The sequence below is a fragment of the Mycobacterium sp. NGS11 genome, from assembly GCF_059813315.1.
This window is the reverse complement of the sequence record NZ_JCALEJ010000012.1, coordinates 68,759-86,338: the sequence shown is the minus strand read 5'-3', so window position 1 is coordinate 86,338 and position 17,580 is coordinate 68,759. Positions and strand designations below refer to the sequence as shown.

14 protein-coding genes are annotated in these 17,580 nt (G+C 68.1%); 10 read left to right on the top strand and 4 right to left on the bottom strand.

Annotated elements, in window-relative coordinates:
* Positions 1-53 precede the first annotated feature (53 nt).
* Entirely contained in the window at positions 54-971 is a 918-nt protein-coding gene (locus tag AC5Y4T_RS15745) for a co-chaperone YbbN (protein ID WP_499921314.1), read from the top strand.
* Between the two features lie 8 nt (positions 972-979).
* On the opposite strand, the gene glgB is transcribed toward AC5Y4T_RS15745, so the two are convergent.
* Both glgB and AC5Y4T_RS15735 read right to left on the bottom strand, forming a co-directional pair.
* Complete coding sequence (gene glgB, locus AC5Y4T_RS15740; protein ID WP_499921316.1) at positions 980-3,175, bottom strand: 1,4-alpha-glucan branching protein GlgB; 2,196 nt, start codon at positions 3,173-3,175, stop codon at positions 980-982.
* Positions 3,176-3,198: 23 nt separating this feature from the next.
* Positions 3,199-5,292 carry an alpha-1,4-glucan--maltose-1-phosphate maltosyltransferase gene (locus AC5Y4T_RS15735; protein WP_499921318.1) on the bottom strand — a complete coding sequence of 698 codons (2,094 nt, stop codon included), beginning with the start codon at positions 5,290-5,292 and terminating at the stop codon, positions 3,199-3,201.
* 223 nt (positions 5,293-5,515) lie between these two features.
* On the opposite strand from AC5Y4T_RS15735, the gene glgP reads away from it, so the two are divergent.
* Positions 5,516-8,170 (top strand): alpha-glucan family phosphorylase, encoded by a 2,655-nt coding sequence (gene glgP, locus AC5Y4T_RS15730; RefSeq protein WP_499954245.1) that lies wholly within the window; start codon positions 5,516-5,518, stop codon positions 8,168-8,170.
* A 9-nt stretch (positions 8,171-8,179) separates the two neighbouring features.
* On the opposite strand, the gene AC5Y4T_RS15725 is transcribed toward glgP, so the two are convergent.
* On the bottom strand, positions 8,180-10,168 hold the full coding sequence (locus AC5Y4T_RS15725) for an ATP-dependent DNA helicase (protein ID WP_499921400.1): 1,989 nt from the start codon (positions 10,166-10,168) through the stop codon (positions 8,180-8,182).
* Between the two features lie 26 nt (positions 10,169-10,194).
* The gene (locus tag AC5Y4T_RS15720) at positions 10,195-11,520 is read right to left on the bottom strand and encodes a nicotinate phosphoribosyltransferase (RefSeq protein WP_499954243.1); all 1,326 of its coding nucleotides are present in this window, start codon (positions 11,518-11,520) and stop codon (positions 10,195-10,197) included.
* Between the two features lie 66 nt (positions 11,521-11,586).
* Here AC5Y4T_RS15720 and clpS point away from each other — a divergent pair, with 66 nt between their 5' ends.
* From clpS to rdgB, 8 genes are all read left to right on the top strand, one after another.
* Complete coding sequence (gene clpS / locus AC5Y4T_RS15715; RefSeq protein WP_067127731.1) at positions 11,587-11,892, top strand: ATP-dependent Clp protease adapter ClpS; 306 nt, start codon at positions 11,587-11,589, stop codon at positions 11,890-11,892.
* 24 nt (positions 11,893-11,916) lie between these two features.
* Positions 11,917-12,504, top strand: coding sequence for an oxidative stress transcriptional regulator AosR (aosR, locus tag AC5Y4T_RS15710; protein ID WP_499921323.1), 588 nt, complete (start codon positions 11,917-11,919; stop codon positions 12,502-12,504).
* Entirely contained in the window at positions 12,501-13,562 is a 1,062-nt protein-coding gene (locus tag AC5Y4T_RS15705) for a P1 family peptidase (protein ID WP_499954241.1), read from the top strand. The genes aosR and AC5Y4T_RS15705 overlap by 4 nt, the downstream gene beginning before the upstream one ends.
* 62 nt (positions 13,563-13,624) lie before the next feature.
* Positions 13,625-14,308 (top strand): rhomboid family intramembrane serine protease, encoded by a 684-nt coding sequence (locus AC5Y4T_RS15700; protein WP_499954239.1) that lies wholly within the window; start codon positions 13,625-13,627, stop codon positions 14,306-14,308.
* Entirely contained in the window at positions 14,305-15,120 is an 816-nt protein-coding gene (gene murI, locus AC5Y4T_RS15695) for a glutamate racemase (protein WP_499954237.1), read from the top strand. Before AC5Y4T_RS15700 ends, murI begins: the two co-directional genes overlap by 4 nt.
* Positions 15,121-15,192: 72 nt before the next feature.
* A complete protein-coding gene (locus tag AC5Y4T_RS15690) occupies positions 15,193-15,975 on the top strand; it encodes a cyclic nucleotide-degrading phosphodiesterase (RefSeq protein WP_499954235.1) in 783 nt (260 codons plus the stop codon).
* Between the two features lie 42 nt (positions 15,976-16,017).
* On the top strand, positions 16,018-16,797 hold the full coding sequence (rph, locus tag AC5Y4T_RS15685) for a ribonuclease PH (RefSeq protein WP_499954233.1): 780 nt from the start codon (positions 16,018-16,020) through the stop codon (positions 16,795-16,797).
* A gap of 44 nt (positions 16,798-16,841) precedes the next feature.
* The gene (gene rdgB / locus AC5Y4T_RS15680; RefSeq protein WP_499921334.1) at positions 16,842-17,462 is read left to right on the top strand and encodes an RdgB/HAM1 family non-canonical purine NTP pyrophosphatase; all 621 of its coding nucleotides are present in this window, start codon (positions 16,842-16,844) and stop codon (positions 17,460-17,462) included.
* Positions 17,463-17,580: the final 118 nt, after the last annotated feature.

Genomic DNA, 17,580 nt, shown 5'->3' with positions numbered 1-17,580 from the left:
CGCGGTCGCGACCGGGTGGATGGGCAGCCCGGGCGCATGACAAACTTGACGGCGTGACGCGTCCGCGACCCTCTATCGGCCCCGCCCTGGCTGGTGCGGTCGATCTCTCCGGTCTCAAGCAACGGCCCCAGCCGGCGGGCGGCCCTCCCGCGGGGGCGGCGCCGTCGGCCGGCGAGGGCGACACCGGAATCATCGCGGTCACCGAGGCCAACTTCGAGGCCGAGGTGCTGCTCCGCTCCGAGGAAGTCCCCGTCGTGGTGCTGCTGTGGTCACCGCGCAGCGACGCGTGCGTGCAGCTGCTCGACACCTTCGCCGGCCTGGCCGCGCAGGACAACGGCAGGTGGTCGCTGACGACGGTCAACGTCGACGTCGCGCCGAGGGTCGCGCAAATATTCGGCGTCGACGCGGTCCCCACCGTCGTGGCCCTGGCCGCCGGTCAGCCGATATCGAGTTTCCAGGGAATGCAGCCGACGGAGCAGTTGCGCGGCTGGTTGGACCAGATTCTCTCGGCGACCGCCGGAAAGCTCAGAGGCTCAACGGGTCCCGGTGAGACGGAGGCCGTCGATCCGGAGCTGGCCGCGGCCCGTCAGCAACTGGAAGACGGCGACTTCGAAGCGGCCAAGACGTCGTATCAGTCGATACTGGACGCCAACCCCGCCAACGCCGAAGCCAAGGGTGCGATCCGCCAGATCGAATTCCTCACGCGCGCAACGGCGCAACCCCCGGATGCCGTCGCGGCTGCCGACGCCGCGCCCGGCGACATCCAAGCCGCCCTGGCCGCGGCCGACGTGCAGATCTTGAATCAGGATGTCGCAGGCGCCTTCGACCGTCTGATTGCCTTGGTGCGCACCACATCCGGCGACGATCGCACCCTGGTGCGCACCCGGCTGGTCGAGCTGTTCGAGATCTTCGACCCCGCCGATCCAGAGGTTGTCGCCGGCCGGCGTAACCTCGCCAACGCGCTGTACTGACGCGACCGTTACTCGGGTTCCAGCCACAGCGCCGAGGTGGGCGGTAGCACCAACAGCGCCGAGGCGGGCCGGCCATGCCACGGGTCTTCCGTAGCGTCGACGCCGCCCATATTGCCGATACCCGAACCGTTGTAGACCGTCGCGTCGGTGTTGAGCACCTCGCGCCAGCGCCCCGCCTGTGGCAGACCCAGCCGGTATCCGCCGTGCTCGGCGCCCGCGAAGTTGAACACGCACGCCATCACCGAGCCGTTCTTGCCGTAACGCAGGAAGCTCAACACGTTGTTACCCGAGTCGTTGGCGTCGATCCAGGAGTATCCGTCGGGCACGGTGTCCTGGCTCCACAACGCCGGGTGACTGCGGTAGACGCCGTTGATGTCGCCGATCAGGCGCAGGATCCCGTTGGAGAACCCTTGCTCGTCGAGCTGCCACCAATCCAGGCCGCGCTCCTCCGACCACTCGGCGCGCTGACCGAATTCCTGTCCCATGAACAGCAATTGCTTGCCCGGGTGCGCCCACTGGTAGGCGAGCAGGCTGCGCAGCCCGGCCGCCTTGACGTGGTTGTTGCCCGGCATCCGGCCCCACAGGGTGCCCTTGCCGTGGACCACCTCGTCATGGCTGATAGGCAGCACATAGTTCTCGCTGAACGCGTACAGCATCGAGAACGTCATCTCGTGGTGGTGGAAGCTGCGGTAGATCGGATCGCGACTGATGTAGTCGAGCGTGTCGTGCATCCAACCCATGTTCCACTTCATCGAGAAGCCCAGACCGCCAAGGTTTGTCGGGCGGGTGACCCCCGGCCACGAAGTCGACTCTTCGGCGATGGTGACGATGCCCGGGGCGGTCTTGTGCACCGTAGCGTTCATCTCCTGCAGGAACTGCACGGCCTCGAGGTTCTCCCGTCCGCCGTAGATGTTGGGGGTCCAACCGCCTTCCGGGCGCGAGTAATCCAGGTAGAGCATCGAGGCGACCGCGTCCACCCGCAGGCCGTCGACGTGGAACTCTTCGAGCCAGAACAGTGCGTTGGCCACCAGGAAGTTGCGGACCTCCCGTCGACCGAAGTCGAATACGTAAGTGCCCCAATCGAGTTGCTCGCCCCGCTTGGGATCGGAGTGCTCATACAGCGGCGTGCCGTCGAAGCGGCCCAGCGCCCAGGCATCCTTGGGGAAGTGGGCCGGCACCCAGTCCACCAGCACGCCGATGCCGGCCTGGTGCAATGCGTCGACCAGCGCCCGGAACTCGTCCGGTGTCCCGAAGCGCGACGTCGGAGCGTAATACGACGTCACCTGGTAGCCCCACGATCCCGCGAAGGGGTGCTCGGCGACCGGCAGCAGCTCGACGTGGGTGAACCCGTGCTCCACCACGTAATCGGTGAGCTCACGGGCCAACTGCCGATAGTTCAGGCCGGGACGCCAGGAACCCAGGTGGACCTCATAAGTGCTCATCGGCTCGAACACCGGGTTGCGCTGCGCGCGTGCCGTCATCCAGTCGGCGTCCTCCCAGGTGTACTGGCTGCGGGTGACCCGCGATGCGGTGTGCGGCGGCACCTCGGTGGCGAATGCCATCGGGTCGGCGCGGTCGGTCGCCACGCCGTCGGCGCCGTGTACGCGGAACTTGTACAGCCCCTCGAGCGGGAACCCGGGCCAGAACAACTCCCAGACGCCCGATGACCCCAGCACCCGCATCGGGGCTTCGGTGCCGGTCCAGCCGTTGAACTCACCGATCAGAGTGACACCTTTGGCGTTGGGCGCCCACACCGCGAACGACACGCCGGTGACGACGCCGTCGGCCGTGGTGAATGAGCGGGGATGTGCGCCAAGGACTTCCCAGAGCCGCTCGTGGCGTCCCTCCCCGAACAAGTGAAGGTCGACCTCGCCCAAAGTCGGCAGAAAGCGGTACGCGTCCGCGACGACGTACGGCTCGGCACCTTCATAGGTGATCTGCAGCCGATAGTCGATCAGGTTGACGAACGGCAAGACCACGGCGAAAAGGCCGGAATCGATGTGCTGCATCGGGAATCGGTCGTCACCGACCAGCGCGACGACTTCGGCCGCATGCGGCCGGTACGCCCGGATGACGGTGTGATCGCCGTATTCGTGAGCGCCAAGAATGCTGTGCGGGTTGTGGTGTGTGCCGGCGACCAGGCGCGACAGGTCGGCCGGATCGGGCGCCAAGTGTGTCCGAGCGAGTTGGTCGGCTTGGCTCATATCCCTTTCACCTCCGGTCCGTTTCATCGCCTGCGTATCAGGGTCATGCGTGCGTCATGCGGTATGAGCGGCATATTGATGATGTGCGCGACGGCCTGACCGGGGTCGATGCGAACGTAATTAGCCTGCCCCCATTGGAATTCCTGGCCGGTGATCTCGTCGCGCACCCAAAACCGCTCGTAGGGCTCCATACCCAAAGCGGCCATGTCTAAAAACAGGGTCGCTTCCTCGGCTCCGTACGCGTTGAGCGTCACGACCACCAGCACACAGTCGCCGGTCGCCGGGTCGAACTTCGAGTAGGCCAGCATCGCGTCGTTGTCCACGCCGTGGAAATGGATGGTGCGCAGTTGCTGCAGGGCGGGATGAAGTCGGCGAATTGCGTTGAGCTGTGTGATGAATGGCTCGAGCGATCGTCCCTCGGCGAGGGCGCCCGCGAAATCACGGGGCCGCAACTCGTACTTCTCGGAGTCCAGGTACTCCTCGCTGCCCTCCCGCACCGCGCGGTGCTCGAACAGTTCGTAACCCGAATACACGCCCCAAGCCGGCCCCATGGTGGCAGCCAGCACCGCACGGATGGCGAACATTCCGGGCCCGTTGTGCTGCAAGACGGCGTGCAAGATGTCGGGGGTGTTGACGAACAGGTTGGGGCGGCGAAAGTCGGCGAGGCTGGCGATGTCGTTGCCGAATTCGGTCAATTCCCACTTCGCCGTGCGCCAGGTGAAGTAGCTGTAAGACTGGGTGAACCCCAATTTCGCCAGACCGTACTGCCGCGCCGGTGGCGTGAACGCCTCGGACAAGAACAGGACGTCGGGATCGGCGGCCTTGACCGTGGCGATCAGCCAGGCCCAGAAATCCGGCGGCTTGGTGTGCGGGTTGTCGACGCGAAAGAACTTGACGCCGTGGTCGATCCAATACCGGACCACGCGCAGCACCTCGTCGTAGAGGCCGGCCGGGTCGTTGTCGAAGTTGATCGGATAGATGTCCTGGTACTTCTTGGGCGGGTTTTCCGCGTAAGCGATGGTGCCGTCGGGCAATTCGGTGAACCAGTTGCGGTGGTCACGCGCCCACGGATGGTCCGGCGCGCATTGCAGGGCGAGGTCCAGCGCCACCTCCATGCCCAGCTCGCGCGTCGCGGCGACGAACGCGTCGAAGTTCTCGATGGTGCCCAGGTCCGGATGGATGGCGTCATGGCCGCCCTCGTCGCTGCCAATCGCCCAGGGAGAACCCACATCGCCGGCTGCGGCGGTCGGGGAGTTGTTGCGCCCCTTGCGATGTACCTTGCCGATCGGGTGGATCGGCGGCAGGTAGACGACGTCGAATCCCATTGCCGCGATGCGCGGAAGCTGGGCGGCGGCGGTGGCGAAGGTGCCGTGCACCGGGTTGCCGTCGGCATCCCATCCGCCGGTCGAGCGGGGAAACATCTCGTACCAGGAGCCGAACCGCGCCAGCGGCCGGTCCACCCACACGCCGTGCTGTTCGCCGCGGGTCACCAGATCGCGCAGCGGGTAGTCGGCCAGAATCTCTTCGATCTCCGGTCCCAGCGCCAGCGCGGTGCGGGTGACTGGATCACCGGGCTTGCGCAGCGCAGTCGCGGCGGTCAGCAGCGGTTCGCGCAGCGGGCGGGGCACGCCCGTGGCCGCGCGCTCGAACAACCCGGCGCCGACCAACAGATCGTTGGACAGTTCGGTTTCGCCTTGACCCGCGTCCAGTTTGGCGATCAGCCCGTGTCGCCACGAATGAATCGGGTCGCCCCACCCGTCGACCCGGAACGTCCACAAACCGACCTGGTCGGGGGTGAACTGACCATGAAAGACATAGGGCTCGAGACCCATCGTCATCGGCAGCGACAGCGGCTTGATCCGTTGCTGATTGACCTTGCCGTCGCGTTCCGTGACCGGCTTTGCCGGCGCCTGAACCGCCTTGATCCGGCGGGTCTCGGTTACCTGCGGATAGCCGGTGCCGAGGTAGCGCACCACCAAGGTGGCCGCGACGGCCTCGTGACCCTCGCGCCATACCGCGGCGCTGACCGGTACGACTTCGCCGACCACTGCTTTCGCGGGATACGCGCCACAGGAAACGACCGGTTGGACGTTATCGATCTCGACACGACCGGGCACCAGCACTCCGTTCCGATTGTGTGCGGCCAACCCCCGCGATGTGTTCCGTGCGGATTGCCGCTCGTCGGGAAACTTCCTGTCGTGGGGAACTTTCTGTGCGGGGAGGCATCGTTGCGACCCCGGTAACTACCCGATACCCACCCTAGTCTCCGGTCACACACCGGCGAGGAAAGCGATCCTGTCCGCCGTGCGGCGGCGCAGAACCTCAGTAAGGTATTAACGCGTGAAAGCCCTCCGCCGGTTTACCGTCCGTGCTCACCTTCCGGAGCGTTTGACCGCGCTGGACCAGCTGTCGACCAACCTGCGATGGTCGTGGGACAAGCCCACCCAAGAGCTTTTCGCGACTATCGACCCCGAGCTGTGGGAGCGGTGCAGCAGCGATCCAGTCGCGTTGCTGGGCGCGGTGAAGCCGGCGCGGCTCGACGAGTTGGCGCTCGACGAGGCGTTCCTGGGCCGGCTCGATGCGTTGACCGCCGATTTGAACGATTACCTGAGTCGCCCGCTGTGGTACCAGCAACAGCAGGAGCGCAGCGCCGAAATGCCGGCCGCGATTGCCTACTTCTCGATGGAGTTCGGCATCGCCGAAGTGTTGCCCAACTACTCCGGCGGTTTGGGCATCCTCGCCGGCGACCACCTGAAGTCCGCGTCCGATCTGGGTGTCCCGCTGGTAGCGGTGGGCCTTTACTACCGCTCCGGATACTTCCGTCAGTCGCTGACGGCCGACGGCTGGCAGAACGAGACCTACCCGTCGTTGGACCCGCAAGGCCTGCCACTGCGGCTGCTGACCGATGCGACCGGCGAACCCGCGCTGGTTGAGTTGATGCTGCCGGACTCCGCACAGCTGCACGCCCGGATCTGGGTCGCTCAAGTGGGCAGGGTTCCGTTGCTGTTGCTGGATTCCGACGTCCCGGAGAACGAGCACGATCTGCGCGGCGTCACCGATCGCCTGTATGGCGGTGATCAAGAACATCGGATGAGGCAGGAGATCCTGGCGGGCATCGGCGGGGTGCGGGCGATCCGTGCCTTCACCGACATTCACGGACTGCCCGCGCCCGAGGTGTTCCACATGAACGAGGGCCACGCGGGCTTCCTCGGAGCGGAACGCATCCGCGAACTGATGACCGGCTCCGGGCTGGACTTCGACACCGCGCTGACGGTGGTGCGCTCTAGCACGGTGTTCACCACGCATACGCCCGTGCCCGCCGGGATCGACCGGTTCCCCATCGACATGGTGCGGTTGTACTTCGACGACCACGCGGGCGACGAAGCCGAACCCGCCGGTAAGGCCGCGACGTCTGACGCCTCGCCGGTGCTGCTGCCGGGTGTGCCGACGGCTCGCATCCTGGCGCTCGGCGCCGAGGACGACCCCACCAAATTCAACATGGCGCACATGGGCCTACGGCTGGCCCAGCGCGCCAACGGGGTGTCGTCGCTGCACGGACGGGTGAGCCGGTCCATGTTCAACGAACTGTGGCCCGGTTTCGACGCGAGCGAGGTGCCGATCGGCTCGATTACCAACGGAGTTCACGCCCGCACCTGGGCGGCGCCGCAGTGGCTGCAGCTGGGCCGCGAGCTGGCCGGTTCGGATTCGTTCAGCGATCCGGGGGTCTGGCTGCGCCTCAAGCAGGTCGACGCGGGCCACCTGTGGTGGATCCGCTCGCAGCTGCGATCCCTCCTGGTCGACGACGTCCGGCAGCGGCTCCGTCGGTCATGGCTGGAACGTGGCGCCTCGGACGCCGAATTGGGTTGGATCGCAACGGCATTCGATCCAGAGGTGCTGACCATCGGTTTCGCTCGGCGGGTGCCGACGTATAAGCGGCTGACGCTGATGCTGCGTGATCCGCATCGGCTGGAACACCTGCTGCTCGACCAGGAGCGGCCCATTCAGCTGATCGTCGCGGGGAAGTCGCACCCCGCCGACGACGGCGGCAAGGCGCTGATCCAGCAGGTGGTGCGCTTTGCCGACCGGCCAGAGGTGCGCCACCGCATCGCTTTTCTGCCCGATTACGACATGTCCATGGCGCGGCTGCTCTACTGGGGCTGCGACGTGTGGTTGAACAACCCCTTGCGACCGTTGGAGGCTTGCGGCACTTCGGGAATGAAGAGCGCACTCAACGGCGGCCTGAACCTGTCCATCCGCGACGGCTGGTGGGACGAATGGTACGACGGCGAAAACGGTTGGGAGATACCGTCTGCCGATGGCGTGACCGACGAGAACCGGCGCGACGACCTGGAGTCCAGTGGGCTCTACACACTGCTGGAAGAAGCCGTCGCACCGAAGTTCTACGAGCGCGACGAACACGGCGTGCCGCCGCGCTGGATCGAGATGGTGCGCCACACCGTGCAGACGCTCGGACCAAAGGTGTTGGCGTCCCGCATGGTGCGCGACTACGTCGAGCAGTACTACACCCCGGCCGCACAGTCGCTGCGCAAGACGATCGCACCGGCCGACGGTGCCGAAGACGCGGCGGGCGGCGGCGAGTTCGGCGCGGCCCGTGAGCTGGCCGCCTACCGCCGGCGCGCCCAGGAGGCCTGGCCCAAGATCGTCATCACCGATGTCGACAGCACCGGCCTGCCGGACAGTCCGGTGCTCGGCTCGAAGCTGACCCTGACCGCCACCGTCGCGCTGGCCGGGTTGGCGACCGACGAGGTCACGGTCCAGGCGCTGGTGGGCCGGGTCGACGCCAGCGATGCCCTGCTGGAGCCGATCACCGTCGAGATGTCCTACGCGGGTACCGCCGAGGGCGGCAACCAGGTCTTCTCCACGACGACGCCGCTGCCGCTGGCGGGATCGGTCGGCTACACCGTGCGCGTGCTGCCGCACAACCCGATGCTGGCGGCCAGCACCGAGCTTGGCCTGGTCACGCTGGCGCGATAGCCGGGTCGGTCAGGCCGACAGGCCCTCTTCCGAAGGCGCCGCGGTGCGCAGCCGCTGCAGCGCCTGGCGCACCTGGTCGCCGTTGGTGGTCTGCCAAAACGGTGGCAACGAGGCCCGCAGGTAGCCGCCGTAGCCGGCGGTGACCATGCGGGAGTCGAGCACAGCAACCACGCCGCGATCGCTGACGCGCCGCAACAACCGCCCCGAGCCCTGCGCCAGCAGCAGTGCCGCGTGGTTGGCGGCGACGGCCATGAAACCATTGCCGCCGCGCGCGGCGACCGCGCGCTGCCGCGCACCCAGCAGGGGGTCGTCGGGCCGGGGGAACGGGATGCGGTCGATCAGCACCAATGACAGCGACGGCCCGGGCACATCGACGCCCTGCCACAGCGACAGCGTGCCGAACAGCGACGTCTGCGGGTCGGCGCTGAACTGCTCGACGAGCGCCGAGGTGCTGTCGTCGCCCTGACACAGCACCGGCGTCGACAGCCGCCCGCGCATGGCCTCGGCCGCCGCCCGGGCCGCCCGCATCGACGAGAACAACCCCAGCGTGCGTCCGTCAGCCGCGGCGATCAGCTCGGCGATTTCGTTCAGCTGCTCGGCAGAGCCGGTGCCGTCGCGTCCCGGTGGCGGCAGGTGCGCGGCCACGTACAGGATTCCGGCCTTGGCGTGCTGGAACGGCGAGCCCACGTCGACGCCGCGCCAGCGCGCGTCGTCGCCTTCCTCGGCCGTCAGTCCCCAGGCCGCGGCCATGGCGTCGAACGAGCCGCCGATGGTCAGCGTCGCCGACGTCAGCACCACGGTCGAACGCGAGAACACCCGCGACCGCAGCAGCCCGGCGACCGACAGCGGCGCCACGCGCAACACCGGGCGCGAGGAACCCCTGATCTCTTCGTGCTCGAGCCACACCACGTCGGTGCGGTCGGGGATGGCCGGACCGAACGATCCCAGCACGCGCGACGCGGTGTCCGAGATCTCGCTCAGTGCCGCAACGGCTTCCGCGCGCGCCGACGCCGCCTTGGGGTCGTTGGTGGTGTCGATCGCCGAGCGCGCCACGCTCGCCACGTCGCGCAGCGCGGTCAGGTAGGTCGCCAGCTCGTCGTCGAGGCGGTCGATGCGGCCCGGCGTGCCGTCGTGGATGATCGAGGCGAAGTTCGCCGTCGCCGCCTCCAGCCGCTGGATCAACTCCGGCTCCACCAGGCGGGCGATGCGCCGGGCGGCCACGCCGAGGGAGGCCGACGTCAGCTCCGCGGTGGCCACCGATGTCACCCGATCGACCAGCTCGTGCGCTTCGTCGACGACCAGCAGCGCATGCTCGGGCAGCACCGCCGATTCGGCCACGGCGTCGATGGCCAGCAGCGCGTGGTTGGTGACCACGACGTCGGCGCGCCCGGCCCGGCTGCGCGCCCGCTCGGAGAAGCACTCGGCGCCGAACGGGCAGCGCGCCACGCCGAGGCATTCCCGCGCGGAAACGCTGACCTGCGACCAGGATCGGTCTCCGACGCCGGGTTTGAGGTCATCGCGATCACCGGATTCGGTGCTCGACGCCCATTCGGTGAGGCGCTGGACGTCGCGGCCCAGCGCGCTGACCGCCATCGGGTTGAACAGTTCCTCCTGCGGCCGGTCGTCGCCCTCTTCACCGTCGGCTGCCCCGCCATTGTGAATCTTGTTCAGGCACAGATAGTTTCGCCTGCCTTTGAGTAAAGCGAACTGCGGACGGCGCGGCAGCGCAGCGGCCAGCGCGTCGACCAGCCTGGGCAGATCGCGGTCGACCAGCTGGCGCTGCAGAGCGATCGTCGCCGTGGACACGACGACGGGGGACTCGTCGTCGATCGCGTGGACGATCGCGGGCACCAGATACGCGAGCGACTTGCCGGTGCCGGTGCCGGCCTGCACCACCAGGTGCTCGTCGGTGTCGAAAGCGCGCGCCACCGCGGCGGCCATCTCCTGCTGGCCGCTGCGCTCACTGCCACCGAGCGCGGCCACCGCGGTAGCCAGCAGCTCGGATACGGAAACGTCGGACGTGGCTACCCTCTTCGCTGTTCGGGGGCGGGAATCTGTGTCGTCGTGATCGCGGGATCGCCGTGCGACAAGTTCAATCCCTCCCACGGCAGAGTGCGCAGCCCGGAAGTTACCAGCTCGCGCGCCGCGGCGAGGTTCGGTTTGGACACCAGTTCGCCACCGCGGACCAGCGGGATGGTCAGCACCCGAGCCGGTTCGGAGACGACGGGCCGGTGACCGGCCGGATACACCACCTCCTCGGTGACGATGCCGGAATCGCGCGATAGGCGCAGCGCCTCCTTGCGCCCGCCCTGGGATCCCTTGTGGCTGCTGCGCTTTTGCACCGGCAATCCGTCCACCTCGACGAGTTTGTACACCATGTTCGCCGTCGGGGCGCCCGAGCCCGTCACCAGCGACGTGCCCACGCCGTAACTGTCCACCGGCTCGGCGGCCAAGGCCGCGATGGAGTACTCGTCGAGGTCGCCGGAGACGACGATGCGGGTCCCGGTCGCTCCCAGCTCGTCGAGCTGTTCACGCACCTGCCGGGCCAGCACGCCCAGCTCGCCGGAGTCGATGCGCACCGCGCCCAAGCCGGTACCGGCGGCGGCCACCGCATTGGCGACACCGGTCGTCACGTCATAGGTGTCCACCAGCAGGGTGGTGTTAACCCCGAGCGCGTCGACCTGTGCCCGAAATGCCGCCAATTCGGTGGATTCCGTGGGGGAGTCGGCGCGAGCATGCAGCATGGTGAACGCGTGCGCGGCGGTGCCCTCGGCGGGTACCCCGTAGCAGCGCTGCGCCTCGAGATTGGACGACGCCGCGAAACCGGCCAGATACGCGGCGCGGGCCGCGGCGATGGCGGCCTGTTCGTGGGTTCGTCGTGACCCCATCTCGATCAGCGGGCGTCCCCTGGCCGCGCTCACCATCCGCGCCGCGGCCGACGCGACCGCGGTGTCGTGATTGAAAATCGACAGCGCCAGCGTCTCGAGCACCACGCATTCGGCGAACGTCCCGGTCACCGACAGGACGGGGGATCCGGGGAAGTACAGTTCGCCTTCGGCGTAGCCGTCGATGTCACCGCCGAATCGGAATTCGCGTAAGTACCGCAACGTATCCGGGTCGAGGAACTGTGCCAGCGACTGGCACGCCTGGTCATCGAAGCTGAATTGCGGCAGCGCCTCGAGCAGCCGGCCGGTTCCCGCGACCACGCCGTAGCGGCGGCCGTCGGGAAGCCGGCGGGCGAAAAGCTCGAAGGTGGTCCGTCGATCCGCGGTGCCGTCTCGCAGCGCCGCGGCCAACATCGTCAGCTCGTATTTGTCGGTCAGCAGCCCAGTGACGACCGGGTCGTTCATTCCATAACGGTATCGGCTGCCATTGGGGCTCGGAAACGTCGTGCACCCCTCGGTATCGTGTACGCCATGGTTGTTATGTCAGCGCCCACTAAGCCGGGCACTACAGGACAACGAGAGTCCGCACCGGTAGAGGCCACGGCGAGCCCGTGGGTCACGATCGTCTGGGACGACCCGGTCAATCTGATGACCTATGTGACCTATGTGTTCCAGAAGTTGTTCGGCTACAGCGAGCCGCACGCCACCAAGCTGATGTTGCAGGTGCACAACGAGGGAAAGGCCGTGGTGTCCGCCGGCAGTCGTGAGTCCATGGAAGCCGATGTGTCCAAGCTGCACGCCGCCGGTCTTTGGGCGACGATGCAGCAGGACCGCTGAACCTCGAGGCGCTGGCGATTTCCTGTGCGCAAATGGAAGCGGGTCGAAACCGCTAGCGGCCCTCGCTTTCGGTCGTCCCTGGCATCGCACGAGGCCGCCCTGCTCAAGAACTTGGCCACCGCGATGATCGGCCTGCTCGACGAGCGTGAATCGTCTTCGCCCGCAGACGAACTCGAGGAGATCACCGGGATCAAGACGGGCAATGCCGATCCCCCGAAAGATCCCACGCTGCGCCGGCTGCTGCCCGACTTCTACAGGTATCACGACGAGGACACCGCGCCGCCCGATTCCGCGGACAGCCTGAACGCCGCGTTGCGCAGCCTGCACGAGCCCGACATCGTCAACGCCAAACGCGTTGCCGCACACCGATTGCTGAGCACGGTTCCCGACGATGGCGGCCGCTTCGAGCTGACCGAGGACGACGCGAACGCATGGATCGCGGCGGTCAACGACATCCGGTTGACCCTGGGAGTCATGCTCGAGGTCGGGCCGGAGGGTCCGGAGCGCCTGCCCGCCGACCATCCCCTGGCCGTGCACTTCGACGTGTACCAGTGGCTGACGGTGTTGCAGGAGTACCTGGTCCTGGTGCTGATGGGGCCCCGCGACCGATGAACGCCATCACCGACGTCGCGGGCATCCGCGTCGGCCACTACCAACGTCTGGATCCCGACGCGTCCCTGGGCGCCGGCTGGGCTTGCGGCGTCACCGTCGTGCTCACCCCGCCCGGCACCGTCGGCGCGGTGGATTGCCGCGGCGGAGCGCCCGGCACCCGGGAGACCGATCTCTTGGATCCCGCCAACACCGTGCGGTTCGTGGACGCGGTGTTGCTCGCCGGGGGCAGTGCCTACGGGCTGGCCGCCGCCGACGGCGCCATGCGCTTCCTGGAAGAACGCGAGCGCGGTGTGGCGATGGACGGCGGCGTGGTGCCGATCGTGCCGGGCGCGGTGATCTTCGATCTGCCGGTCGGGGGATGGGAGTGCCGCCCGACGGCGGAGTTCGGTTACGCGGCGTGCGAGGCCGCCTCGCAAGACGGCGAAGCCGGCGCGGCGATGGGCGTCGGGACCGTCGGCGCCGGGGTGGGGGCGCGCGCCGGGGCGCTCAAGGGCGGAGTCGGAACCGCGTCGAGGGCGCTTCCGTCCGGCGTGACCGTCGGGGCGGTGGCCGTGGTGAACTCCGCCGGCGAGGTCGTCGACCGGACCACCGGGCTGCCGTGGATGGCGGACCTCACCCGGCAGTTCGGGCTGCGGCCGCCGCCGGCCGAGCAGATCGAGGCGCTCGCCCAGTTGCCGTCCCCATCGGATCCGGTGGACAACCCGCTCAACACCGTCATCGCGGTGGTGGCCACCGACGCCGCCCTGAGCCCGGCGGCATGTCGGCGGGTGGCGATCGCCGCCCACGACGGCCTCGCCCGCAGTATCCGGCCGGCGCACACGCCGGTCGACGGTGACACGGTGTTCGTGCTGGCCACCGGGGCGGTCGAGGTAGGCGCGGACACCAGTCCGAAACCGGTGCCCGCCGCCTTCTCCCCAGAGACCCGGCTTGTCACCGAGGTGGGCATCGCCGCCGCCGATTGCTTGGCGCAAGCGGTGCTGGGCGGCGTGCTGGCCGCCGAATCGATCGCCGGCATACCGAGCTATCGCGACGTGCTGCCGGGTGCATTCGGTCGATGAGAGGCGACCGGCCGCGGCGCCGGTAGCCTTGACGATGCTGGAAACACGCTGGAAGGGCAGCCATGGGTAAGAGGACTCCCACCGGACGCCCCGGCGCGCCTGCAGCCCAGCCGAGGAAGCGGTCCGCCGCCGCCGTGGGAGCCGTCACGATCCTCACGTTCGTGGCCCTGCTCTACGTCGTCGAGCTGATCGACCAGCTGACGCGGCACTCGCTGGACGCCAATGGCATCAGGCCGCTGGAGGCCGACGGCCTGTGGGGCGTCATCTTCGCCCCGGTGTTGCACGAGAGCTGGCAACACCTGATGGCCAACACCGTGCCGCTGCTGATCCTTGGATTCCTGATGACGCTGGCCGGCCTGTCCCGGTTCGTCTGGGCTACCGCCATCGTGTGGATCGTCGGTGGCCTCGGCACCTGGGTAATCGGCAACGTCGGCAGCAGCTGCGGGCCCACCGACCACATCGGCGCGTCGGGCCTGATCTTCGGCTGGCTGGCCTTCCTGCTCGTATTCGGCATCTTCGTGCGCCGGATGCGCGACATCATCATCGGCCTGATCGTGATGTTCGCCTATGGCGGCGTCCTGCTCGGAGCCATGCCGGTGCTCGGCAGATGCGGAGGCGTGTCATGGCAGGGCCATTTGTGCGGAGCGATCGCCGGCGTCGTGGCCGCCTATGTGTTGTCCGCACCGGAGCGTCAGGGCCGAACGTCGGGGAAGGCCCGCACCGCTGTGCCGCGGCCCAAGATATGAGCTCGGCACTGGCGCCCATCGGGGTATTCGACTCCGGCGTCGGGGGACTCACCGTCGCGCGGGCGATCATCGACCAGCTGCCCGACGAGGACATCATCTACGTCGGCGACACCGGCCACGGTCCGTACGGCCCGTTGACCATCCCCGAGGTCCGCGCGCACGCGCTGGCCATCGGTGACGACCTCGTCGGCCGCGGCGTCAAGGCGTTGGTCATCGCCTGCAACACCGCATCCGCGGCGTGCTTGCGAGACGCTCGCGAACGCTACGACGTGCCCGTCGTCGAGGTCATCCTGCCCGCGGTGCGCCGCGCGGTGGCCACCACCCGCAACGGGCGCATCGGCGTCATCGGCACCCAGGCGACCATCAACTCGCACGCCTATCAGGACGCGTTCGCCGCCGCGCGCGACACCGAGATCACCGCGGTGGCATGCCCGCGCTTCGTCGACTTCGTGGAGCGCGGCGTGACCAGCGGCCGGCAGGTACTCGGGTTGGCCGAGGGGTATCTCGAGCCGCTGCAGCGCGCGCAGGTCGACACGCTGGTGCTCGGCTGCACGCACTACCCCCTGCTCTCCGGGCTCATCCAGTTGGCGATGGGGGAGCACGTGACGCTGGTTTCCAGCGCGGAGGAAACAGCCAAGGAAGTGCTTCGGGTGTTGACCGAACGGGACGTGCTTCGCCCGCACGACGCACCCCCTGCGACTCGCATTTTCGAAGCCACCGGCGACCCCGACGCATTCACCGCATTGGCGGCGCGATTCCTGGGTCCCGCGGTCACCGGTGTCCGGCCCGTTCATCAGGTGCGCATTGATTGACGACCGGACGAGATTCTCGTCACACCAATGCGGCGATGTTTTCGTCACGGTCCTACCGGGCATGGCACAGTAGTGTCCGTGCGAATAACCGTGCTCGGCTGCTCGGGCAGTGTGGTCGGTCCGGATTCGCCCGCGTCGGGTTATCTGCTCCGGGCACCGGACACTCCGCCGTTGGTCATCGACTTCGGCGGGGGCGTCCTCGGCGCGCTACAGCGGTATGCCGACCCCGGTTCCGTGCACGTGCTGTTGTCCCATCTGCATGCCGATCACTGTCTGGATTTGCCCGGGCTTTTCGTGTGGCGGCGCTACCACCCGACGCGTCCGCTGGGCAAGGCGTTGCTCTACGGCCCGGGGGACACTTGGTCGCGCCTGGGCGCCGCGTCGTCGCCCTACGGCGGTGAAATCGACGACTGTTCAGACATTTTCGACGTTCGGCATTGGATCGACGGTGAGCCGGTGACCATCGGCGCGCTGACGGTGACACCGCGTGTGGTGGCTCATCCGACCGAGTCCTACGGCCTGAAGATCACCGATCCCTCCGGCGCATCGTTCGTCTACAGCGGCGACACCGGTACGTGCGATCAGCTCGTCGAGCTGGCTCGTGGCGCCGATGTCTTCCTCTGCGAGGCTTCGTGGACGCACTCGCCGGATCGGCCGCCCGCGTTGCATCTGTCGGGCACCGAGGCCGGCCGCGCCGCGGCCGAGGCCGGCGTTCACGAACTGTTGCTGACGCACATTCCTCCGTGGACCTCGCGTGAGGACGTGATCAGCGAGGCCAAGGCCGAGTTCGATGGTCCCGTGCATGCGGTGGTGTGCGGGGAGACGTTCGATATCCGCCGCTACGAGCGGGTCTGAGCCACCCGCGGCGGTGGTGAATTGCCCGCTAGTGTTGGCGGCGTGACGAGACGAGAAGACGGCCGCCTCGACGACGAGCTCCGGCCCGTTGTCATCACCCGCGGTTTCACCGACCACCCCGCCGGTTCGGTATTGATCGAGTTCGGCCACACCAAGGTCATGTGTACGGCCAGCGTGACCGAGGGGGTGCCGCGCTGGCGCAAGGGATCGGGCCTGGGGTGGCTGACCGCGGAGTACGCGATGTTGCCGTCGGCAACCCACACCCGCTCGGACCGCGAATCGGTAAGGGGCCGCCTGTCCGGCCGCACCCAGGAGATCAGCCGCCTGATCGGGAGGTCGCTGCGTGCGTGCATCGACCTCGCGGCACTGGGGGAGAACACCATCGCCGTCGACTGCGACGTCTTGCAGGCCGACGGTGGCACCCGCACCGCGGCCATCACGGGTGCCTTCGTGGCGTTGTCCGACGCGGTGACCTATCTCGCGGCCTCGGGCAAGTTGTCGGATCCCCGGCCCTTGTCCTGTGCGATCGCGGCGGTCAGCGTCGGCGTGGTCGACGGGCGGATCCGCGTCGACCTGCCCTATGAGGAGGACGCCCGCGCCGAGGTCGACATGAACGTCGTCGCCACGGACACCGGGACCCTCGTGGAGGTGCAGGGGACCGGTGAAGGGGCGACCTTCCCGCGCTCGACGCTGGACAAACTGCTCGACGTGGCGCTGGCCGCATGTGACAAGTTGTTCGCCGCGCAGCGCGACGCGCTCCAGCTCCCATATCCCGGCGTGCTCCCCGAGGGCGCGCCGGCGCCGAAGGCGTTCGGCAGCTGACCGTGCCCGATGGTGACGACCCGCCGCCCCCGGCTTCGCCGCGGTTGCGATCGGCACGCCTGCTGGTCGCCAGCCGCAACCCGAAGAAGCTCGCCGAGTTGCACCGGGTGCTCGATGCTGCCGGCCTGACCGGGTTGAGCTTGGTGTCGCTCGACGATGTGGCGCCGTTCGAGGAAGCGCCGGAAACCGGCGCGACCTTCGAGGACAACGCCCTGGCCAAGGCGCGTGACGCGTTCACCGCGAGCGGTCTGGCGAGCGTGGCCGATGATTCCGGGCTGGAGGTCGCCGCGCTGAACGGCATGCCCGGTGTGCTGTCGGCGCGCTGGTCGGGCACGCACGGCGACGACGCGGGCAACACCGCGTTGCTGTTGGCGCAATTGCGCGACGTGCCCGACGGGCGTCGCGGTGCGGCATTCGTGTCCGCCTGTGCGCTGGTCTCGGCCGCAGGCGAGGTCGTCGTGCGCGGCGAGTGGCCGGGAAGCATCGCGCGCGAACCGCGCGGCGACGGGGGCTTCGGCTATGACCCGGTCTTCGTCCCCCATGGGCACGACCGCACCGCGGCAGAACTGAGCCCAGCGGAGAAGGATGCGGTCTCGCATCGCGGTCGCGCCCTGCGGCTGCTGTTGCCGGCGCTGGAAACGCTGGCGCGTTCCGGAATCAGCTAGGTTGGCGAGGTCCGGCCAGGCGTCGTTCACTTTCGCCCCACCAGACGCTCCGCGGGTTGATAGGCGTTTTGCCCGCCTTCGAGCGACAACTTTTCCTTGCCTGACCTTGTCGCTCCGA

Bases quoted from the DNA above. Each gene is read 5' to 3' on its own strand.
- glgB (WP_499921316.1), bottom strand. From the start codon at position 3,175: ATGAGCCAAGCCGACCAACTCGCTCGGACACACTTGGCGCCCGATCCG.
- AC5Y4T_RS15720 (WP_499954243.1), bottom strand. From the start codon at position 11,520: ATGAACGACCCGGTCGTCACTGGGCTGCTGACCGACAAATACGAGCTG.
- clpS (WP_067127731.1), top strand. From the start codon at position 11,587: ATGGTTGTTATGTCAGCGCCCACTAAGCCGGGCACTACAGGACAACGA.
- AC5Y4T_RS15705 (WP_499954241.1), top strand. From the start codon at position 12,501: ATGAACGCCATCACCGACGTCGCGGGCATCCGCGTCGGCCACTACCAA.
- AC5Y4T_RS15700 (WP_499954239.1), top strand. From the start codon at position 13,625: ATGGGTAAGAGGACTCCCACCGGACGCCCCGGCGCGCCTGCAGCCCAG.
- murI (WP_499954237.1), top strand. From the start codon at position 14,305: ATGAGCTCGGCACTGGCGCCCATCGGGGTATTCGACTCCGGCGTCGGG.